Raw genomic sequence first — 20,710 nt, forward strand, 5'->3', positions numbered from 1 at the left:
GCGAGCAGGTTCTGCAATGAATCTGTGGGAATGTGGCTTGCTCGCGAAATGTTTTTATCCACTGAGTCTTCGAAGGAGTAGAACAATGGAAAATCCGACCCACAGTCTCCCGTCCCTGTTCAAACAACTCGGCCTGCCCAACGACCCGGTCAGCATCGACCAGTTCATCGCCGCCCATTCCCCGCTCAAACCCGAACTGCACCTGTGCGACGCGTTTTTCTGGACCAAAAGCCAGGCGGATTTTTTGCGGGACGAGATTCTTGACGATGCGGATTGGGCGGAGGTGGTGGATCAGCTGGATGTGATGTTGAGGAAGGGGCGGGGGATGTAAAAAAAAATGTTTGAAAAGACCGAAATGTAAAAAAAACTTGTGGGTTGTAAAAAAAACAACGCAAAAGTCAGGGAGAGATCATTTTTCTGAATTCACACTCGGACATGGATTTGTTTCAAAACTTGACTGAATTTCCCCTCCAATGCCATATTGATAGTTAGCAAACTAACAGTGTGTGCATTCCTTCGTGCCGAACAACCTCGAATCCCTCCAGATGAACATCAGCAGTGCCATGGTGGTGGCCGCCAGGCATTGGCGGAAGATCTGCCAGACCACGCTGGTCAACTATGGAATTTCCGAAGCCTGCGCCGTCCCGCTCTTGATGATCGGGCGGCTGGGGGAGCGCGTGCATCAGGTGCAGGTGGCACAGGCGGCGGGGATAGAAAGTCCTTCGCTGGTGCGGCTGCTCGATCAGTTGTGCCACGCCGGCTACGTTTGCCGCACTGAAGACCCGCAGGATCGCCGGGCCAAATGCCTGAGCCTGACCGACACTGGCCGCGAACTGGTGCAGGCGGTGGAAGGCGAGTTGGTGCGTCTGCGTAATGAAGTGCTCGAAGGCATCGACCGGAGTGATCTGGAAGCTACGCTTCGAGTATTGAGGGCTTTCGAAGCGGCCAGTCCGCCAGCGGTGACCCATCCGTGAACGGCTTTTTTTCCGGCATTCCTCCGGCCCGGGACTGGTTCTACGGGATCCGTACTTTCGCGGCGTCGATGATCGCGTTGTACATCGCCTTGCTCATGCAGATGCCGCGTCCTTACTGGGCGATGGCCACGGTGTACATCGTTTCCAGCCCGTTCCTCGGGCCGACCAGTTCCAAGGCGCTGTATCGGGCGATCGGTACGTTCCTCGGCGCCGCTGCGGCGGTGCTGTTCGTACCGATGTTCGTGCAGAGCCCGTATGTGCTGGTGGTGGTCATCGCGTTGTGGACCGGGATTCTGCTGTTCCTGTCTCTGCATCTGCGCACCGCCAACAACTATGCGCTGATGCTCGCCGGCTACACCTTGCCGCTGATCGCCCTGCCGGTGGTGGATAACCCGCTGGCCGTGTGGGACGTGGCGGAAGCACGGACTGAAGAGATCTTCCTCGGCATCGCGGTCGCTGCCGTGGTCGGGGCTATGTTCTGGCCACGGCGCCTGGCGCCGGTGTTCAACGATGCCGTGGGCAAGTGGTTCGCCGATGCGACCACCTACAGCCTGAAATTCCTCAGCCGCGACGTGAACCCCGAAGAAGTCACCGCCCTGCGCATGGCCATGGTCGGCAGTTTCAACAGCCTGGAATTGATGATCGGCCAGTTGCCGCACGAAGGCGCGCGGCCGCAAACGGTGCGCAACACCAAGGAGCTGCGCGGGCGGATGATTCATCTGCTGCCGGTGATCGATGCGCTGGAGGATTCGCTCTACGCCCTCGAACGGCGCACCCCGGAACTGGTGGAAAAATTCGCGCCGCTGCTCACTGCCACCCGTGAATGGCTCGGCTACAAAGACGCCGATCTCGACCGCTGGCAAGCCCTGCGCGATCAGCTCGAAGCCCTGCAACCGAGCGCCGAAGCCCTGGAAGATCGCAAACAGTTGCTGTTCTCCAACGCGTTGTACCGCCTCGGCGAATTCATCGATCTGTGGCAGGACTGCCGCAGTCTGCAGGACGCGATCCTGTGCGAACGCCAGGACAGCTGGCGCGCGGTTTACCGCCACTGGCGCCTCGGTCGTCTGACGCCGTTCCTTGACCGTGGACTGATGCTGTATTCGGTGGCGTCGACCATTCTGGCGATCATCGTCGCCTCGACGCTGTGGATTCTGCTGGGCTGGACCGACGGCGGCAGCGCGGTGATTCTGGCGGCGGTGTCGTGCAGTTTCTTTGCCTCGATGGACGACCCGGCGCCGCAGATTTACCGGTTCTTTTTCTGGACCGGGATGTCGGTGCTGTTCGCCAGTCTGTACCTGTTTCTGGTGCTGCCGAACCTTCACGATTTCCCGATGCTGGTGCTGGCGTTTGCCATCCCGTTCATCTGCGTCGGTACGCTGACGGTGCAGCCACGGTTCTACCTCGGCATGCTGCTGACACTGGTCAACACCTCGTCGTTCATCAGCATCCAGGGTGCCTACGACGCTGACTTCTTTGCGTTCGCCAACTCCAACCTGGCGGGTCCGCTGGGGCTGTTGTTCGCGTTTATCTGGACCCTGATCGCCCGGCCTTTCGGTGCCGAACTGGCGGCCAAGCGCCTGACCCGTTTCAGCTGGAAAGACATCGTCAGCATGACCGAGCCGGCGAACCTCGCCGAGCACCGGCAACTGGGCGTGCAACTGCTTGACCGCCTGATGCAGCACCTGCCGCGCCTGGCACTGACCGGTCAGGACACCGGCATCGCCATGCGCGAAGTGCGGGTGGGGCTGAACCTGCTCGACCTGCTGGCCTACACCCCGCGCGTGACCGGTGCGCCGAACGCGTTGCTGCAGCAAGTGGTGGCCGAGGTCGGCGAGTATTTCCGGGCCTGCCTCAAGGCCGGCGAACGCTTGCCGGCGCCGAGCGCCTTGCTGATGACCATGGACCGCACCCGTCGTGCGCTCAACGGCCACGGCGATGAAGAAACCCGACTACACCTGTTGCACGCCTTGAGCGGTTTGCGTCTGGCGCTGTTGCCCGGCGTCGAATTCGTCTCCAGCGCCGAGCCCGAAGAACCGCTGCCCGAAGGAGCGCCCCTATGATTGGTGACCTGGACATCAGCGGCATCTTCCTGCCGACCCTGCTGGTGCTGATGGGCATCACTTACGTGCTGTTCGTGCTGGTACACGGCGTGCTCACACGCCTGCATTTCTACCGTCTGGTCTGGCACCGGGCATTGTTCAACGTGGCCCTCTACGCCGTGATGCTGTACGGCGTGGACTCACTCAGTCGATACCTGATGACATGAAAAAACCGTTTTTGACTATCGGTCGCGTGATGCTGACCTTGCTGATCGTGGCTTTCGCCGTCGTCGTGGTCTGGCGCATGGTGATGTATTACATGTTCGCGCCCTGGACCCGCGACGGCCACATCCGTGCCGACATCGTGCAGATTGCACCGGACGTGTCCGGGCTGATCCAGCAGGTCGAGGTCAAGGACAACCAGTTGGTGAAACGTGGCCAGGTGCTGTTCAGCATCGATCAGGACCGTTTCAAACTGGCGTTGCGTCAGGCCAAGGCTGCCGTTGCCGACCGCGAAGAAACCCTGGCTCAGGCCCAGCGCGAAGCCAAGCGTAACCGTGGCCTGGGCAATCTGGTGCCGGCGGAACAGCTGGAAGAAAGCCAGTCGAAAGTCGCCCGTGCGCAATCGGCACTGGCCGAAGCGCTGGTGATGGTGGACAGCGCCCAGCTCAACCTCGACCGCTCGGTGATCCGCAGTCCGGTGGACGGCTACGTCAACGATCGTGCGCCGCGCGCGCAAGAGTTCGTCACCGCCGGGCGTCCGGTGCTGTCGGTGGTGGACAGCAACTCGTTCCACATTGACGGCTATTTCGAAGAGACCAAACTCGACGGCATCCACATCGGTCAGTCGGTGGATATCCGCGTGATCGGCGACCGCGCTCGCTTGCGCGGGCATGTCGAAAGCATCGTCGCCGGCATCGAAGACCGTGACCGTTCGAGCGGCAGCAACCTGCTGCCCAACGTCAACCCGGCCTTCAGCTGGGTGCGTCTGGCGCAACGGATTCCGGTGCGTATTGCCTTCGACGACGTGCCGGACGACTTCCGCATGATCGCCGGGCGTACCGCCACTGTGTCGATCATCGACGATCAGCAGCAGGAGCCCACGAAATGAGCAGGGCCCTGATGATCGCCGGGCTGGGCATGATGCTGTCGGCCTGTTCCATGGTCGGGCCGGACTATCACCTGCCGGGTGACGCGGCGATTCAGCGCAAGGATTTTCAGGGCGATCTGGCGGTGGCCGGCAAGCCTGTGGTTTCTACTCCGGTGCCGGCGGACTGGTGGCGGTTGTATCGCGATCCGCGTCTGGACCAACTGGTGCAGCAAGCCATGGCGTCCAACACCGATCTGCGGGTGGCGGCGGCGAACCTGTCGCGGGCCCGTGCCCAGGTCGATGAGGCCGAGGCGGCCGGTGGCTGGAGCGGCGGCGTGAAAATGGGCGCCCAGCGCTTGCAGGAGGCTGGTCAGGCGTTCCTGCTGCCGGAGAAAGTCCCGGTGGCCAACGTCGCCGACATCGGCATCAGCGCCTCGTACCAGTTCGACCTGTGGGGCGTTCTGCAGCGCGGGATCGAAGCGGCGAAAGCCAACGCTGACGCGACCCAGGCCGCCGCCGACACCGCGCGCATCACCCTGGTCGCCGATGTGGTCCGGGCTTACACCCAAGTTTGTGCGGCCAACGAAGAACGGGAAATCGCTCAGCACTCCCTCGACCTGCAATCCCAGAGCACCACGCTGATCCAGCGTCTGCGCGATGCCGGGCGCGGCGACGAAACCCAGGTCACCCGCTCGCAGACCCAATTCAAATCTCTGCGCGCCGATCTGCCGCGTTATGAAGCGGCGCGTCAGGCCGGGTTGTTCCGTCTGTCGATGCTGCTGGCCAAACCGGTCGATCAATTACCGGCCGGCACCGCGACCTGCGCCGAACTGCCGAAAATCGCCCAACTGGTGCCGGTCGGTGATGGCGCTGCATTGCTCAAGCGCCGTCCGGATATCCGCCAGGCCGAGCGTCGCCTGGCCGCCGCGACCGCCGGCATCGGCATCGCCACCGGCGAGCTGTACCCGGACATCAGCATCGGCGCGACCATCGGCACCGTCGGCATTGTCTCCGACCTTGGCGATCCGTCGACCAACCGCTGGGGCTTTGGCCCGTCGCTGAGCTGGAAGGTGCCGACCAACGGCGCCCGGGCACGTATCCGCGAAGCCGAAGCCTCGACCCAAGGCGCGCTGGCGCATTTCGACGGCGTGGTGCTCAACGCCATCCGCGAAACCCAGACCGGCCTGGCCCAGTACACCGCGTTGCTGCAACGCCGCGATGCCCTGGCCGATGCCGAGCAGTCGGCGAAGCTGGCGGCTGACCAGACTCACCGCTTCTTCCAGGCGGGCCGCGAGTCGTTCCTTGCCGACCTGCAAGCCACTCGCACCTACACCGATGTCACTGCGCAACTGGCCGCCGCCAACACTCAGGTTGCCATGAGCCAGATCGATTTGTTCCTCGCCCTCGGCGGCGGCTGGGAAAGCGGACGAACGCAAGCCTCGAGTGCCAGCAAACCCTGAGGCCGTTGCTATGCTTTGAAGTGTTGGAGGGGCGCCCTGAGCAAGGCGCCTTTTCAGTGCACATTGCTAGCGCAGGTCTAGGGGAAACCAATAATGAAAAACCCTTACGCTCTCGGCTTCTGGTGCGCCCTGGTCGCACTGGTGCTGCTGTCTGCCACCTATTTCTACGGCATCATGCTGGCCCATCAGATCGACAAGGCGATGGTCTTCCTCGACAGCGCGACCGCGTTGATCGCAGTGATGGCGATCGTGGTGGTGGCCTGGTCGTTGGTGCAAGTGCAAAAACTCAAGAAAAGACAGCTCGAACAAAGCAAGACCCTGCTGCTGATCTGGGACACCAAAGTCGCGCTGCGCAAAGTCGAAACCGTGTTCGACCGCTACTTCTGGGGCAGTTACTGGCAACCGGGACGCACCTTCGCCGAAGTCATGGGCGAACTCACTGGCACCCCGCTGGAAAAAAGCCTCGAGGCCCTGAAAAAACAATGCCTGGAACTCGACAGGCAAGTCGCCGATGACGGCTGGCACTGGCTGAACAACGCCCGTGAGCTGTCCGACGTGGCCACGGCCATGGCCCGCGAGCGCTATCAACTGGATTTCTGCGATCCGCGCGGCGACGGGCCTGGCGGGGCGGTGATCGATCGGGATTTCGAGGTGCTCGTGTACACCTGGACCGCGCGGCTGAAAAGCTTCGATCATCAGCTCGACGAGATCGAGGTCCAATATTCCTGATCCCGAAAAGATCGCCGAACCCGGCGATCTTTTTGTTTGTCCATGTCCCGTGGACACTCTTTAACCTTTAAACATTGGGCCGTCCCGCGCGGCCAGTGCTAATCTCCACCGCTAAATTCAGCGGAGTCGAGCCACGGCCCGGTCACGGGTTCACGGAAGACGACCACACCTTCAGCCACGGAAATCGATCAGGTCATTCATGAATAAATCAGCAGGCGTGCTTCTCGGAATCGTTGTTGCCATCGGCGCCATCAGCGTCGGCGGGGCCTGGTATACGGGCACCAAGATTGAAGGCGTGCTCAACAACGCCGTCGTCGACGCCAACAAAGAGCTGCAGACCGCCATGGCCGGTTCCAACGGCAGCGCGTCGCTGGAGCTGGTATCGCTGGAGCGTCACACCTTCAGCAGCACCGCGCACTATCGCCTCAAGGGCGAAGGCGAGATGTTCGGTGAAGCGCCGGTCGAGCTGCTGTTCGTCGACCACATTGAACACGGCCCGCTGCCGTTCTCGCGTCTGGTCTCGCTGAAATGGCTGCCGGTCATGGCCACCAGTCACTACGAGCTGGAAAAGACCCCGGTCACTGAAAAATGGTTCGCCGCCACCAAGGGCGCTGCGCCACTCAAGGGTGTGGTCAACATCGGCTACGACCAGTCCACCACTGGCAACATTGAACTGCTGCCGCTGGAAACCGCGCTGGACGACAAGTCGAGCCTGAAGTTTTCCGGTCTGAACATGGACATTTCCGCCAGCGCCCAGGCGCAGAAGGTCAAGGCCAACGGCTACATGGACAGCCTGCACCTGACCACCGTGGCTGAAGATCAGGCGCCGGTGCAGATCGAACTCAATGGCCTGACCCTGGCCAGCAACCTGAATAAGAGCAGCTACGGCTACTACACCGGCGAAAACACCCTCGAGCTGACCGGCAGCAAGACCACTTTCGGCGCCAAGCAGTTGGTGCTGGGCGTGAAGAACTTCGAAATGAAGAACCTCACCGAAGAGAACGGCAGCAACGCCTCCGGTCGTGCCGACTACAAAATCGGCGAAGTGACCCTCAACGACAAGAAAATCGGTTCGGCCAACCTGGCCATGAGCCTGAAGAACCTCGATATTCCGTCGGCCCTGTCGCTGATGCAGATCTACCAGACCAAGCTGCAGCCGTACGAAAAAGCCGCCGCCGAAGCCACCGCCGCCGGCCTGCCGGCGCCAGAGCTGAACCTGACCGAAGCCGAGTCCGCCCAGGTCAAGGCTGACATGCAGAAACTGCTGGCCGCCGGCCCGCAACTGGCGCTGGAAGACCTGTCGCTGAAAACCGCCAACGGTGAAAGCCGCGCCAACCTGGTGCTCGACCTGACCAAACCGGCCTCGATGGACCTGCCGCCGGATCAACTGGGCAAACAGCTGATCGCGCTACTTGACCTCAATGTGCAGGTGTCCAAGCCAATGCTGGTGGATCTGCTCAGCGTGCAGGCTCAGATCGACGGTCAGACTGACGCCAAAGCCATTGTTGACCAGGCCAGCGCCGCCGCCGACATGTTCTCCGGCATGGCCGTGGGTTCGCAGCTGGCAACGCTGGATGGCACCAATGTGACGACCAAGTTGCACTACGCCGCCAATCAGGTGGAGTTCAACGGCCAGAAAATGACGGTCGAGCAATTCGTCGGCTTCCTGATGAGCAAATTTGCCGGCGTCAGCGTCAGCCAGGAACAGTAAAACCCCGCGCAACACCTCAGCGCCCGGCCTTTGCTACCCGCAAACGCCGGGCGTTTTGCTGTCTGGAATCTGCGTTTGCAGCAAGCCCCCGCGTTTCCGGTCACGAATCTGAACAAATATTGTGTTCTGAATATTGGTCTACGCTTGCGTGCAAGACTGCTTGGATTAGCTTGGCCGAGTGATACCGACTTGGCCTCCGTCACGAATCGGGCAAGGGGGGGCGTAGCTACCCGGCTGGCCATGTAAGGATGCTGACGAATGCCGCGTATTGATGTTCCCGTATTACATCGTGGTTTACGCCCTTTGTTTCGAGTCGCGCTGTGCAGCCAGTTGCTCTGGCCTGCATTGGCGCTGGCCGATACGCCCTATGATCAGATGGTGCGTGATGCGCGTGCCGGGCAAACCACGCCTGCACTGAACGTGCTGCGTCAGGTTCCGCCGGGCCAGTCGACCACGGGGCAGGTCAGCGATCACCTGCAAATCGCCAGTTGGGCCGGGCTCGACGCCGAAGTGGTCAAGGTTTATGAAACCGAGGGCCGCAACCGTGTCCTGCCTGTTCAGGCCCTGACCGCCACCGCCCGGGCCTATCGCAATCTCAAGCGTTGGGATCAGGCCACCGAGGTCTACAACAAGGCCCTGGCGCTGGAGCCGAACAATGCCGACCTGCAACTGGGTCTGGCGTTGACCCAGGCTGATTCCGGCAAACCCGATGAAGCCGTGGCCCGCGCCAAGGCGTTGGTTGCCGCGAAACCCGATGATCCTTCCCGCCGTCTCGCACTGGGCTATGCCCTGACCCGCGCCGGCAAACAATACGACGCACTGTTCGAATACGATCAGGCCTTCGTTCGCGCCGGCAGCAAACCGGAAGTCGCCCGTGAATACGTGGTCGCCCTGCAAAAGGCCCGTCTGCCGGAGCCGGCGCTGCGCCTGGCCAATCAACGGCCGGGGTTGATAGATCCGGTGACCCTGCGCCGCCTCGAAGGCGATCTGGCAGCCGAACGGGTGCGCCTTGCCGAATTCGCCACCCGTAGCGAAAAAGAACGCTACGTGATTGCCGACCGCGCACTGGCCGACTACGACAAACTGCTCGCCACCTGGACCCCCGACGCCAGCGCCCACGATGACGTGACCCGCTGGCGCATCGACCGCATGGGCGCCCTCAAGGCCCGGGCGCGCACCGCCGACGTGATTACCGAATATCAGAAGCTGCAAGCGGAAGGCGTGAAGATTCCGACCTACGCCCTGCGCTGGGTGGCCGCGTCCTATCTGGATCAGCGGCAACCGGAAGTTTCCACCGACCTGTATCGCCAGGTGCTCTCGGCACCGGACGCCGATGCCGGTGATCGCCTCGAAGACACCACCGCGCTGTACTACTCGCTGCTGGAAAGCGACCGGGCGGAAGAGGCGCGCAAAGTCGCCGAAGATCTGGCCAAAAACGAGAAACCGCGCGTCGAACTCAAGGGCCTGCCCATCGGCAACCCCAGCGACGACTGGATGGACGCCCAATTGCTGTCGGCCCAGGCCGCCGGCACCTACGGCGCGGACCTGCCCCATGGTGAGGACCGTTTGCAGACACTGGTCGATCAGGCGCCGGGCAACGTCGGCTTGCGCCTGTCCCAGGCCGATCTGTACCTGGCCCGCCAATGGCCCCGTCGCGCCGAAAGCCAGCTCAAGGAAGTCGAGAGCATGGTGCCCCGGGACATGGGTCTGGAAGTCGCTCAGGCCCGCACCGCCATGACGCTTCAGGAATGGCGGCAGATGGATGCCCTGACTGACGATGTCGTCGAGCGTTTCCCGGACAACCGCCAGGTGCAGCGCGCCGCCCGCGAGCGTGAAGTGCATGACATGTCCGAGCTGCGCGTCGAAGCCTACGGCGGCAAGGCCAATGGCGGCAGCGGTGGCAATGCCGGCGCAGTCAGCGGCAGCCGGGACTTCGGCATCCAGAGCACGCTGTACAGCCCGCCGATCGATGAAGACTGGCGGGTGTTCGCGGGGATCGGCTACGCCACTGGCGACTTCGCCGAGGGTACCGGCAACCACCGCTTCCAGCGTGTGGGTCTGGAACGTCGTACCCGCGACATGACCCTTGAAGCGGAAGTCTCCAACCATTCCTACGGTTATGGTGACAAGCAGGGCGCCCGTCTGGCGATTGCCCGGGACATCAACGACAACTGGCAGTACGGCGGCAGCCTTGAATACCTGTCGGCCGACACCCCGCTGCGCGCGTTGAACAGCAACATCAAGGCCAACGGCGGCAGCGGTTTCATTCGCTGGCGCGCCAACGAAAGCCGCGAATGGAAACTGTCGGTCAGCCCCTCGCATTTCAGCGACGGCAACAACCGCGTCGAAGCCTTGTTGACCGGGCGCGAGGGCGTCTACAGCACGACTCATGTGCAGGTCGATGCCGGTCTGGAAGTCAGCACCAGTCACAACTCGAATTCCGAAGACGTGCCTTACTACAACCCGAAGGCGGACTTCAGCGTGATGCCGACGGTCAACGTCAACCACGTGCTCTACCACCGCTACGAAACTTCCTGGAGCCAGCAGTTCCAGGCCGGTGCGGGTACGTACAGCCAGCGTGACCACGGCACCGGCGGCATGGCGATGCTCGGCTACGGCCAGCGTTATGCCTGGAACGACGTATTCGAGGTGGGCGGTTTGTTCAGTGTGATCAACCGGCCCTACGACGGTGATCGGGAAACCGATCTGCGTCTGCTCGTCGACCTCACTTTCCGCTTCTAGAAGAGTTTGAAGATGCCTTTGATTTCGCGTTTCATCCTTCTGCTGGGAGTGCTGCTGGTCAGCGCCTGCGCCCAGCAAGCTCCGGCCTTCGCGCCGCCGTCGGAGCGTCCGGTGGCGGCCAATGAAAAACCATGGCCGAAAAACCACGTGCTGGGCATTGCCTACCACGACATCGAAGACCGTGATCCCGATCAGGCGGTGGTGGCGGTGCGCACCGAGCGCATGATCGAGCAACTGGCGTGGCTGCGGGAAAACAACTACAAGCCGGTGACGGTCGATCAGATCATGGCTGCGCGCAAGGGCGGGCCGGAACTGCCGCCCAAAGCCATCCTGCTCAGCTTCGACGACGGCTACGCAAGTTTCTACACCCGTGTGATGCCGGTGCTGCGTGCCTATAACTGGCATGCGCTGCTGGCACCGGTGGGCGTCTGGATCGACACACCGCTGAATCAGCCGGTGGATTTTGCCGGCGCCATGCGCCCGCGTTCCGATTTCCTGACCTGGGATCAGGTGCGCGAAATCTCGCAATCCGGCCTGGTGGAAATCGCCGCCCACACCGACGCCAGCCACAAAGGCATCCTCGCCAACCCGCAAGGCAACATGCAGCCGGCGGCCGCGACCCGGCGTTACGATCCGGTGACCAAACGCTATGAATCCGAGGCGGACTTCCAGGCACGGATTCGCACCGACGTGGCCACCATCTCGGAAAAAATCCGCAAGGCCACCGGCAAGAAGCCACGGGTCTGGGTCTGGCCCTACGGCACGGCGGACGGCACTTCGCTGACTGTGGTCAGCGAGCAGGGCTACGAAATGGCCTTGACCCTCGACGACGGTCTCGATGCCCTCGACAACCTGATGAGCAGCCCACGGTTCCTCGTCGCGTCCGACCCGGACGGCGAGCATTTCGCCAACAGCATCGTGGCGGTGCAGTCCGACTTCGCCATGCGCGTGGTGCATGTGGATCTGGACAACGTCTATGACCCGGACCCGGCGCAGCAGGAGGTGAACCTCGGCAAGCTGATCCAGCGCATGGCCGACATGGGCGCCAACACCGTATTCCTTCAGGCCTTCGCCGATCCGAAAGGCGATGGACTGGTGCATTCGCTGTATTTCCCCAACCGTCATCTGCCGGTGCGTGCCGACATTTTCGACCGTGTCGCCTGGCAGCTGCGCACCCGGGCTCACGTGAAAGTGTTCGCCTGGATGCCGGTGCTGAGTTTTGCGCTGGATTCAAAACTGCCACGGGTCACGCGCTGGGACCCGAAGACCGGCACTACGTCGGTCGACCCGGATCAGTACAAGCGACTGTCGCCGTTCGATCCCGAGGTGCGGCGGATCATCGGTGAAATCTACGAAGACGTGGCGCGCCTGACCTCGGTCGACGGCATCCTCTACCACGATGACGCCGTGTTCTCGGATTTCGAAGACGCCAGCCCCGAGGCCTTGAAGGCCTATGCCGCTCACGGTTTGCCGGGCTCGATTGCCGCCCTGCGTGATGATCCGGCGGCCATGCAGCGCTGGACTCGGTTCAAGAGCCGCTACCTGATCGACTTCACCAACGAACTGACCGCCAAGGTCCGGGCGATCCGCGGCCCGCAGGTGCTCACTGCGCGCAACATCTTCGCCGAGCCGGTGCTCAACCCCGAGAGCGAAGCGTGGTTCGCACAGAACCTCGACGATTTCCTCGTGAGCTACGACTGGACAGCGCCGATGGCCATGCCGCTCATGGAAAAACAGACCCATGCGCAATCCGGCCCGTGGCTGGAAGAACTGGTGGCGAAGATCAAACAGCGCCCCGGAGCGCTGGATCGCACGGTGTTCGAGTTGCAGGCCCGGGACTGGACGAAAAAGGACCAGGCCGACATCGACGGTGCACAGCTGGCCGACTGGATGGGCCGTCTCAAGCGTCAGGGCGCGACGAGTTTCGGTTACTACCCGGACAACTTCCTCGAGAACCTGCCGGACCTGAAAACCGTGCGGCCTGCGCTCTCCAACAAATGGAACCCATGACATGCTGGATAGACTGCTGGCCCTGCTTGTTCTGGCGATCGTCCTCGGCGTCCCGCTGGGGCTGATCTTCCTGGTCACCGGGCAATTCCTGATGGACTTCGTGTTCTTCTACCCGCTGTTCATGTCCGGATTGTGGATTTCCGGCGGCCTGTATTTCTGGCTGCACTGGGAGCGGCACTGGCCGTGGAAAGACGACACGCTGCCGCCGCCGCTGGAAGGCGAACCGCTGATTTCGATCCTGATCCCTTGCTACAACGAGGGCGACAACGCCGCCGACACCATTCACGCGGCGCTGGCCCAGCATTACCCGAACATCGAAGTCATCGCGATCAACGACGGCTCCAAGGACAACACCGCACAAGTACTGGATGCGTTGGCCAAGGAAGACCCACGGCTGCGGGTGCTGCACCTGGCGGAAAACCAGGGCAAGGCCGTGGCCCTGCGCATGGGCGCCATTGCGGCGCGCAGTGAATATCTGGTGTGCATCGACGGTGACGCGCTGCTGGCGCCGAACACTGCTGCTTACCTGGTGGCACCGATGCTCGAGAACGCGCGGCTTGGTGCGGTGACCGGCAACCCGCGGATTCGCACGCGTTCGACACTGGTCGGGCGGGTTCAGGTCGGCGAGTTCTCGTCGATCATCGGGCTGATCAAACGTACCCAGCGGGTGTTCGGGCGGATCTTCACCGTGTCCGGTGTGATCGTCGCGTTCCGCCGCACCGCGCTGAACCGGGTCGGCTACTGGAGCCCGGACATGATCACCGAAGACATCGACATCAGCTGGAAGCTGCAACTGGACCACTGGAGCATCTTCTACGAGCCCCGCGCCCTGTGCTGGATCCTGATGCCGGAAACCCTGCGTGGCCTGTGGAAGCAGCGTTTGCGCTGGGCCCAGGGCGGCGCCGAAGTGCTGTTCAAGAACATTCGCGGGATCTGGCAGTACCGTCACCGTTATCTGTGGCCGCTGCTGTTCGAATACTGCCTGTCGACCGGCTGGGCCTTCACTTTCCTGCTGTCGGTGATCTTCTGGGGGATGGGCAAGTTCATGGTCATGCCCGAAGCCATTGCCGTGCATCACCTGATGCCGCCGGCCTTTACCGGGCTGCTGCTGGCGTTTGTCTGCCTGGTGCAGTTCGCGGTCAGCATCATCATCGACCGACGCTATGAGCCGGGTCTGGGCAGAACCATGTTCTGGGTGGTCTGGTATCCGTTGGTGTTCTGGTTCATCAGTCTGCTGACCACGCTGGTCAGCTTTCCGAAGGTGCTGTTCGGCCAGCATCAGAAGCGTGCGCGCTGGGTCAGCCCTGACCGGGGCATCAAACCGGCGCGCGACGACGAAGAGGAGGTCATCAAATGAAAATCATCCGGACCCGCCAGCGGCCATTCCTGGTGGTGATCGACGTGATCCTCACGGTGCTGGCCTGGGTTGGCCTGCTGTATCTGCTGGTGCGCGGGCTGTGGCCGCTGATTGAAACCCATGCCGGCGGGCCGCGCATAGACAATTCGGCGTTCGAAGCCCTTGGCACCTTGCAGATCTATATGTGGGTGGCGCTGGTCAACGCCGTGATCCTGATTTCCTGGGCCCGTTATCAACAGCGCAAGAGCCGCAGTTTCGCCCAGCGTCGCCTGGCTGCCCCGGTGGTCGACGATGACGGCCTGAGCAAAAGCTTCAAGCTGTGCGATGACCGTCTGCAGAAGCTTCGCAGCCCGGGCGTCATCACCATCCACAACAATCAGGACGGTGATGTCAGTCATGTGGTGCCGCACCTGTGGCCGGTAGAGCCGGCGGAACTGCCGCCACCCCTGGCGCCGCTGGAGCATCCGCGGGTGATTTTTCTGCACGCCGAGGACGACGATAACCGTGAGCCGACGAACCGTCTGTAAGCGCGGTGATACCAATGGGCGTCATTTGCCACTGCCACGGCACGAACGGTACAGCTATAGTCTGCAGGCCGAAGACGGCCCAACTGCACAAGGTGCTCCCGGAATGACCCGATTGACCTCTCTCAACCCTTGGCTGGCGGCCGTTGCCGTCGCCCTTTGCGTGCAGTTTTCGGCGCAGGCCCAGGAGCGTTTCACCCTCAGCATTCCCGGTGTTTCGGACAACCGTCTGTTCACCGCGGCGGCAGCCAGTGATGCCGCCGGTTGCGGCGGCAAGAACCTGTCCCCGGCGCTGAGCTGGAATGCCGGCCCGGCCGCCACCCAGAGCTACGCCATCGTGATGCATGATCCGGACGGCCAGAAAGGCCTGGGCGTCGATCACTGGGTTCATTACGGCATCAAGGCCACGACCCGGCAGATCCCGGCCGGCAGCGGCACCAAGCCGACTTTCGAAGGCCTGGGCGGCACCAACAGCAAAGGCACGACCACTTATGTCGGGCCGTGCCCGCCGACCGGTGACAGTGCGCACCACTACATCATCCAGATCTACGCCCTGGATCTGGCTCCCGACGCCTTGCCGGCCGGCCTGACCCGCGCCCAACTGCTGGAAAAAATCAAAGGCCATGTACTGCGCAACAGCAGTGCAGTGCGGCGTTATCACCGCTGAAAATAATTTCGGCGGCGTTTAACCCGAACTGAAAGGGCTGTCCGTCTCAGAGGTTGAATGGATCAATTCTTCCTCGAGGTCAGCCCCCATGTCTCTTCCTTCGATGCTTCTGCGACCCCTGGCTGCCGGTGTGCTGTTGGTCGTCGCCGGTTGCGGTGTTTCCTCCAGTCCGGAATCCGCCGCCGTGCCGCCACCGGCACAGCTCCCCTCCAAACCCGTAGCGCAACCAGAGAGGGTCATGGCCGATCACTCTTTGGCCAAGCGCAGTGCATTGGCGGCGCCGACGGCCAGTTTTGCACCGATGCCGGCCGGGGAAAGTTATCCACAGGACTATCGCGCCGAGCCGCGCGAACAATACGAAACCCTGGCCGATAACCCGATTCACAGCGTTGCCGAAACGCCCGTCTCGACCTTCAGTGCCGATGTGGACACCGGCGCCTACGCCAACGTCCGCCGTCTGCTGAATCAGGGTCGTCTTCCGCCGGAAGGCGCGGTGCGGCTGGAGGAGATGGTCAATTACTTTCCCTATGACTATGCGTTGCCCAATGACGGATCACCGTTCGGCGTGACCACTGAACTGGCCGCTTCGCCCTGGAACCCGCACACCCGGCTGCTGCGCATCGGTATCAAGGCGTCTGACCGCGCAGTGGCGGAACTGGCGCCTGCCAATCTGGTGTTTCTGGTGGATGTCTCCGGCTCGATGGACCGTCGCGAAGGGCTGCCGCTGGTCAAAAGCACCCTGAAGCTGCTGGTCGATCAATTGCGTGAGCAGGACCGTGTATCGCTGGTGGTGTATGCCGGCGAATCCAGAGTGGTGCTGGAACCGACTTCCGGACGGGAAAAAGCGAAAATTCGCTCAGCCATCGAGCAGTTGACGGCGGGAGGCTCGACCGCTGGTGCTTCCGGCATCGAACTGGCCTACCAAATGGCGCGACAAGCCTTCATTCCCAAAGGCATCAACCGCATCCTGCTGGCCACCGACGGTGACTTCAACGTCGGCGTCAGCGACTTCGACAGCCTCAAGCAAATGGCTGTGGATAAACGCAAGACCGGGATTTCCCTGACCACCCTGGGTTTTGGTGTGGATAACTACAATGAACATCTGATGGAACAACTGGCGGACGCCGGCGACGGCAACTACGCCTACATCGACAACCTGCGTGAAGCGCGCAAGGTCTTGGTGGATCAGTTGGGTTCGACCCTCGCCGTGGTGGCGAAAAACGTCAAATTGCAGGTGGAATTCAACCCGGCGCAAGTCAGTGAATACCGGCTGCTCGGCTACGAAAACCGCGCACTCAAGCGTGAGGATTTCAGTAATGACAAGGTCGATGCCGGTGAAATCGGTGCAGGCCATACGGTGACGGCGCTGTATGAAGTTGTCCCGGCCGGCGAGAAGGGCTGGTTGGAGCCGCTGCGCTACGGTAAGTCGGAGCCGGCTATTTCCGGGAAAAACGGAGAATTGGCGATGCTGCGTGTGCGATATCAAAAGCCCGAAGGTGGGAAAAGTCTGCTGATCGAGCGGCCGATTGCCAGTCAGGTTGCGCCCGCCAGTGAAGACCTGCGCTTTGCTGCCGCCGTCGCTGCGTTTTCCCAGCAACTCAAGGATGGCCGCTACACCGGCGATTTCAGCCTCAAGGATACCGAAGCGCTGGCCCGAGGTGCCCGTGGCGATGACCGCTTCGGCCTGCGCAACGAATTCGTGCAACTGGTGGAACTGGCGCAGAGCCTGCGGACTGCGACTGCCTCCAACACGATGCCGACCGAGCGACGGATTGAATAGTGAGCCGCCTGAAGGGGTTTATCAGTCAGTTGTTTGCCAACGCCGACAGCCTTGAGGCCAGCAGCGACGAATCGCTGCTGGCCCGATATCGCGAGGGCGACGGCAAGGCGTTCGAGATTTTGTACGCCCGTCATCGCCAGAGCCTGTACCGGTTTCTGCTCGGGTTGAGTGGCAAGCCGGAGCTGGCCGAAGAGGTGTATCAGGAAACCTGGCTGAGCCTGATCCGCAGCGCCAGTCAGCCACAAGGTCGGGCGACTTTTCGTACCTGGTTGTTCCAGATTGCGCGCAATCGTCTGATCGATCACTGGCGCAAGCATGGCGCCCATCAGCCGTTGCATGACAGCTACGATGAACAGACCCATGCGGTCAGTGACGATGCAAGCGACCCCGAACAACTGCTGAGTCTCAGCCGCGACAGCCTGCGCCTGGACAGCGCGCTGCAAACCCTGCCTGCCGACCAGCGCGAAGTGTTCCTGCTGCGCGCCCACGGCGACCTCGACCTGGCGCAAATCGCCAGCCTCACCGAAACACCGCTGGAAACCGTCAAGAGCCGCTTGCGCTACGCCCAGCACAAACTGCGTCGGCTGCTGGCCGAGGAGGTACTGACATGACGGACACCCGCCAGACACCCGAAGAGCAACTGCTCAAACATGTGCGCGAACAGCACAACGCCGAACCGCCGGCGCATCTCGATGCGCTAATTCTCGACGCTGCACATCGTCAGGTCTCACCGGCGAAACCAAGTCTGTGGCAGCGTTGGCTCAAGGTCTGCCAGACACCGCGTTATCAGGTGGCTTTCGCCAGTCTGGTCGGTATCGCGCTGATGCTGTCGCTGGTGAATCGCACCCCGGAACCCGTGGCTCATTACGATTTCGCCCCAGCCGCCAAACCCGCTGCGCCTCTGGCCCGCAAGGAGGCCATTGAATCCCGGACATTGTCAGCTCCTGCTGGCGCGATGTCCGCACCTGCGCCTGCACCAATGGCGGAAATGGCCGCGCCGATGCAAAGCGAATCGATCAGCGCCGACAGGGTGGACGAAGCCAAAGTCAGCAAGCGCGCTGCCGCCCCGGCCAATGGCCTCGACGAGCAACTGCGCGAAGTCCTGCGCCTGCGCGAATCCGGTCAATCACAAGCTGCCGACACCCTGTACAACAATCTGCACAAGCGTTACCCAAGCGTGAATCTGGACCTGCGCCTCGAACAAATCCGCCAGAACTGACCGGTTGATCATCCAGCCATTTGGCATTGCCCCGCAAAAACGCGCACTATCGGGGCATTGCCGATGCGCTGGAGGATGCCGTGGCCCAAAAAATCGACCGCATCGCCCAAATGCTCAACTGCCCGGTGAAGGGCGAAGAACTGCGGCGAGCCGTGACCGAGAGTCGCAAGGAGTTTCTTCTGGCCAAACAGGCAGAAGAGGATCTGCAGGAAGACGTTCTTGATGATGAGTGGATCGAGGACGACGAAGACGATGATGAATATGACGAGTTTGACTGGACGACGGAGTGAGCCGCCAGCCAGCAGGCACAAAAAAGCCTCAGACCTTTCGGCCTGAGGCTTTTTCGTTTCTGTTCATGGCGCACCAGGCGGGATTCGAACCCACGACCCCTGCCTTCGGAGGGCAGTACTCTATCCAGCTGAGCTACTGGTGCAGCGGGCGACATCATACCTAGGTCGGCTCGGGGCGTCCATGCCGGGTTTTGGCGCTGATTGTCAGTGCGCGTGTCGGTGGAAAACGCTGCATTCCATAAAGCTGTAACGTCCTGCAAAAGGCTCGCTTGGCGCTTTGGCGGGACTGAACTAAGGTTTCGTTGCGGCGCAGGCTTGTTGCTCGTTGATCTGAAAAGTCCGGCAAAAGCGGCGTTTTTGTTCTTTTTTTCGAACGACCTATTGTCCTTTACCCCCTTTGATCCTAGGATCCGTTTGAGATTTCAAACGCTCTTTGATCGGGTGCCGAGCCGCACGTGTTTGCAACCGTGCACTATTCAGGTGCTTGAGCCCGGTGAATGATTTCCCTGACGGCAGCCTTGCGAGGCGCCTTTCTACAATCATAATTTTGCTCCGCGCTGGCCGCGGTGCTGTTAAGGAAAGCCGACATGCAGCTTAAAGACACCCAGTTGTTCCGCCAGCAAGCCTTCATCGATGGCGCTTGGGTCGACGCGGACAACGGTCAGACGATCAAGGTCAACAACCCGGCCACCGGCGAAATCCTTGGCACCGTGCCGAAGATGGGCGCTGCCGAAACCCGCCGCGCGATTGAAGCCGCTGACAAAGCGCTGCCGGCCTGGCGTGCACTGACCGCCAAGGAGCGTGCAGGCAAACTGCGTCGCTGGTTCGAGCTGATCATCGAGAACCAGGAAGACCTGGCTCGTCTGATGACCCTCGAGCAGGGCAAGCCACTGGCCGAAGCCAAGGGCGAAATCGTCTACGCTGCTTCGTTCATCGAGTGGTTCGCCGAAGAAGCCAAGCGCATCTACGGCGACGTGATTCCGGGCCACCAGCCTGACAAGCGCCTGATCGTGATCAAGCAGCCAATCGGTGTGACCGCCGCCATCACCCCGTGGAACTTCCCGGCGGCGATGATTACCCGTAAAGCGGGCCCGGCCCTGGCCGCCGGTTGCACCATGGTGCTCAAGCCTGCTTCGCAAACCCCGTTCTCCGCTTTCGCCCTGGCCGAACTGGCCCAGCGCGCCGGCATCCCTAAAGGTGTGTTCAGCGTGGTGTCCGGTAGCGCCGGCGACATCGGCAGCGAGCTGACCAGCAACCCGATCGTGCGCAAGCTGTCCTTCACCGGCTCGACCGAAATCGGTCGTCAGCTGATGTCGGAATGCGCCAAGGACATCAAGAAAGTTTCCCTGGAACTGGGCGGCAACGCGCCGTTCATCGTGTTCGACGACGCGGACCTGGATAAGGCCGTCGAAGGCGCGATCATTTCCAAGTACCGCAACAACGGCCAGACCTGCGTCTGCGCCAACCGTCTGTACATTCAGGACTCGGTCTACGACGCGTTTGCCGAGAAACTGAAAGCGGCAGTCGCCAAGCTGAAGATCGGCAATGGTCTGGAAGACGGCACCACCACCGGTCCGCTGATCGACGAGAAAGCTGTAGCCAAGGTCCAAGAGCACATCGCCGACGCCGTGGCCAAAGGCGCCACCGTGCTGGCCGGCGGCAAGCAGATGGAAGGCAACTTCTTCGAACCGACCATCCTGACCAACGTGCCGAAAAATGCTGCAGTGGCCAAGGAAGAAACCTTCGGTCCGCTGGCGCCGCTGTTCCGCTTCAAAGACGAAGCCGAAGTGATCGCGATGTCGAACGACACCGAGTTCGGTCTGGCTTCGTACTTCTACGCTCGTGACCTGGGCCGTGTGTTCCGTGTGGCTGAAGCCCTGGAATACGGCATGGTCGGCGTCAACACCGGGCTGATCTCCAACGAAGTCGCGCCATTCGGCGGCATCAAGGCTTCGGGCCTGGGCCGTGAAGGCTCCAAGTACGGCATTGAAGATTACCTGGAAATCAAATACCTCTGCCTGGGCATCTAAGCCTCGGTAGTAGATCGCTGTAAACGCAAAGGGCACGAGAGCGCTGTCCCTTTGCGTCGTTTCAAACCGGAATTTTCTCTGCGGCCGG

The 20,710-nt window shown here is 61.7% G+C and carries 18 protein-coding genes and 1 tRNA gene; 18 read left to right on the top strand and 1 reads right to left on the bottom strand.

Annotated features, from left to right (window positions below):
• Window positions 1-85 precede the first annotated feature (85 nt).
• From DLD99_RS00860 to DLD99_RS00940, 17 genes are all read left to right on the top strand, one after another.
• Complete coding sequence (locus tag DLD99_RS00860; protein ID WP_114880954.1) at window positions 86-331, top strand: DUF2789 domain-containing protein; 246 nt, start codon at window positions 86-88, stop codon at window positions 329-331.
• 214 nt (window positions 332-545) lie between these two features.
• Window positions 546-974: a MarR family winged helix-turn-helix transcriptional regulator gene (locus DLD99_RS00865; protein WP_085712633.1), complete on the top strand. Its 429-nt coding sequence runs from the start codon at window positions 546-548 to the stop codon at window positions 972-974.
• Window positions 971-3,034 (top strand): FUSC family protein, encoded by a 2,064-nt coding sequence (locus DLD99_RS00870; protein WP_085712634.1) that lies wholly within the window; start codon window positions 971-973, stop codon window positions 3,032-3,034. The genes DLD99_RS00865 and DLD99_RS00870 overlap by 4 nt, the downstream gene beginning before the upstream one ends.
• Window positions 3,031-3,240, top strand: coding sequence for a DUF1656 domain-containing protein (locus DLD99_RS00875; protein WP_007957657.1), 210 nt, complete (start codon window positions 3,031-3,033; stop codon window positions 3,238-3,240). The genes DLD99_RS00870 and DLD99_RS00875 overlap by 4 nt, the downstream gene beginning before the upstream one ends.
• A complete protein-coding gene (locus DLD99_RS00880) occupies window positions 3,237-4,124 on the top strand; it encodes an efflux RND transporter periplasmic adaptor subunit (protein WP_114880955.1) in 888 nt (295 codons plus the stop codon). Before DLD99_RS00875 ends, DLD99_RS00880 begins: the two co-directional genes overlap by 4 nt.
• Window positions 4,121-5,563, top strand: a complete 1,443-nt coding sequence (locus tag DLD99_RS00885; protein ID WP_114880956.1) for an efflux transporter outer membrane subunit — start codon at window positions 4,121-4,123, stop codon at window positions 5,561-5,563. The genes DLD99_RS00880 and DLD99_RS00885 overlap by 4 nt, the downstream gene beginning before the upstream one ends.
• A gap of 93 nt (window positions 5,564-5,656) precedes the next feature.
• On the top strand, window positions 5,657-6,292 hold the full coding sequence (locus DLD99_RS00890; RefSeq protein WP_114880957.1) for an NADH:ubiquinone oxidoreductase subunit N: 636 nt from the start codon (window positions 5,657-5,659) through the stop codon (window positions 6,290-6,292).
• Between the two features lie 199 nt (window positions 6,293-6,491).
• Window positions 6,492-8,003, top strand: a complete 1,512-nt coding sequence (locus DLD99_RS00895) for a YdgA family protein (RefSeq protein ID WP_114880958.1) — start codon at window positions 6,492-6,494, stop codon at window positions 8,001-8,003.
• Between the two features lie 258 nt (window positions 8,004-8,261).
• Window positions 8,262-10,745 (top strand): poly-beta-1,6 N-acetyl-D-glucosamine export porin PgaA, encoded by a 2,484-nt coding sequence (gene pgaA / locus DLD99_RS00900; RefSeq protein ID WP_114880959.1) that lies wholly within the window; start codon window positions 8,262-8,264, stop codon window positions 10,743-10,745.
• Between the two features lie 12 nt (window positions 10,746-10,757).
• Entirely contained in the window at window positions 10,758-12,755 is a 1,998-nt protein-coding gene (gene pgaB / locus DLD99_RS00905; protein ID WP_114880960.1) for a poly-beta-1,6-N-acetyl-D-glucosamine N-deacetylase PgaB, read from the top strand.
• A 1-nt stretch (window position 12,756) separates the two neighbouring features.
• Window positions 12,757-14,112 (top strand): poly-beta-1,6-N-acetyl-D-glucosamine synthase, encoded by a 1,356-nt coding sequence (pgaC, locus tag DLD99_RS00910; protein ID WP_114880961.1) that lies wholly within the window; start codon window positions 12,757-12,759, stop codon window positions 14,110-14,112.
• Window positions 14,109-14,639, top strand: a complete 531-nt coding sequence (gene pgaD, locus DLD99_RS00915; RefSeq protein WP_114880962.1) for a poly-beta-1,6-N-acetyl-D-glucosamine biosynthesis protein PgaD — start codon at window positions 14,109-14,111, stop codon at window positions 14,637-14,639. The genes pgaC and pgaD overlap by 4 nt, the downstream gene beginning before the upstream one ends.
• A 103-nt stretch (window positions 14,640-14,742) precedes the next feature.
• Complete coding sequence (locus tag DLD99_RS00920) at window positions 14,743-15,303, top strand: YbhB/YbcL family Raf kinase inhibitor-like protein (RefSeq protein WP_114880963.1); 561 nt, start codon at window positions 14,743-14,745, stop codon at window positions 15,301-15,303.
• Window positions 15,304-15,391: 88 nt separating this feature from the next.
• Entirely contained in the window at window positions 15,392-17,083 is a 1,692-nt protein-coding gene (locus DLD99_RS00925) for a vWA domain-containing protein (protein WP_114880964.1), read from the top strand.
• Window positions 17,084-17,112: 29 nt separating this feature from the next.
• Window positions 17,113-17,694: an RNA polymerase sigma factor gene (locus tag DLD99_RS00930; protein WP_244220797.1), complete on the top strand. Its 582-nt coding sequence runs from the start codon at window positions 17,113-17,115 to the stop codon at window positions 17,692-17,694.
• On the top strand, window positions 17,691-18,302 hold the full coding sequence (locus DLD99_RS00935) for a hypothetical protein (RefSeq protein WP_114880966.1): 612 nt from the start codon (window positions 17,691-17,693) through the stop codon (window positions 18,300-18,302). The genes DLD99_RS00930 and DLD99_RS00935 overlap by 4 nt, the downstream gene beginning before the upstream one ends.
• Window positions 18,303-18,322: 20 nt before the next feature.
• Complete coding sequence (locus DLD99_RS00940; protein WP_244220768.1) at window positions 18,323-18,592, top strand: hypothetical protein; 270 nt, start codon at window positions 18,323-18,325, stop codon at window positions 18,590-18,592.
• Window positions 18,593-18,658: 66 nt separating this feature from the next.
• Here DLD99_RS00940 and DLD99_RS00945 read toward each other — a convergent pair.
• A tRNA-Arg gene (locus DLD99_RS00945) sits at window positions 18,659-18,735 on the bottom strand.
• Between the two features lie 444 nt (window positions 18,736-19,179).
• Here DLD99_RS00945 and gabD point away from each other — a divergent pair.
• Window positions 19,180-20,622 (top strand): NADP-dependent succinate-semialdehyde dehydrogenase, encoded by a 1,443-nt coding sequence (gene gabD / locus DLD99_RS00950; protein ID WP_085712649.1) that lies wholly within the window; start codon window positions 19,180-19,182, stop codon window positions 20,620-20,622.
• The last annotated feature ends 88 nt before the right edge of the window (window positions 20,623-20,710 follow it).

Origin of the sequence: Pseudomonas kribbensis (genome assembly GCF_003352185.1) — a bacterium.
GTDB lineage: Bacteria > Pseudomonadota > Gammaproteobacteria > Pseudomonadales > Pseudomonadaceae > Aquipseudomonas > Aquipseudomonas kribbensis.

Bases quoted from the DNA above. Each gene is read 5' to 3' on its own strand.
- DLD99_RS00860 (WP_114880954.1), top strand. From the start codon at position 86: ATGGAAAATCCGACCCACAGTCTCCCGTCCCTGTTCAAACAACTCGGC.
- DLD99_RS00865 (WP_085712633.1), top strand. From the start codon at position 546: ATGAACATCAGCAGTGCCATGGTGGTGGCCGCCAGGCATTGGCGGAAG.
- DLD99_RS00875 (WP_007957657.1), top strand. From the start codon at position 3,031: ATGATTGGTGACCTGGACATCAGCGGCATCTTCCTGCCGACCCTGCTG.
- DLD99_RS00880 (WP_114880955.1), top strand. From the start codon at position 3,237: ATGAAAAAACCGTTTTTGACTATCGGTCGCGTGATGCTGACCTTGCTG.
- DLD99_RS00885 (WP_114880956.1), top strand. From the start codon at position 4,121: ATGAGCAGGGCCCTGATGATCGCCGGGCTGGGCATGATGCTGTCGGCC.
- DLD99_RS00890 (WP_114880957.1), top strand. From the start codon at position 5,657: ATGAAAAACCCTTACGCTCTCGGCTTCTGGTGCGCCCTGGTCGCACTG.
- DLD99_RS00895 (WP_114880958.1), top strand. From the start codon at position 6,492: ATGAATAAATCAGCAGGCGTGCTTCTCGGAATCGTTGTTGCCATCGGC.
- pgaA (WP_114880959.1), top strand. From the start codon at position 8,262: ATGCCGCGTATTGATGTTCCCGTATTACATCGTGGTTTACGCCCTTTG.
- pgaB (WP_114880960.1), top strand. From the start codon at position 10,758: ATGCCTTTGATTTCGCGTTTCATCCTTCTGCTGGGAGTGCTGCTGGTC.
- pgaC (WP_114880961.1), top strand. From the start codon at position 12,757: ATGCTGGATAGACTGCTGGCCCTGCTTGTTCTGGCGATCGTCCTCGGC.
- pgaD (WP_114880962.1), top strand. From the start codon at position 14,109: ATGAAAATCATCCGGACCCGCCAGCGGCCATTCCTGGTGGTGATCGAC.
- DLD99_RS00920 (WP_114880963.1), top strand. From the start codon at position 14,743: ATGACCCGATTGACCTCTCTCAACCCTTGGCTGGCGGCCGTTGCCGTC.
- DLD99_RS00925 (WP_114880964.1), top strand. From the start codon at position 15,392: ATGTCTCTTCCTTCGATGCTTCTGCGACCCCTGGCTGCCGGTGTGCTG.
- DLD99_RS00935 (WP_114880966.1), top strand. From the start codon at position 17,691: ATGACGGACACCCGCCAGACACCCGAAGAGCAACTGCTCAAACATGTG.
- gabD (WP_085712649.1), top strand. From the start codon at position 19,180: ATGCAGCTTAAAGACACCCAGTTGTTCCGCCAGCAAGCCTTCATCGAT.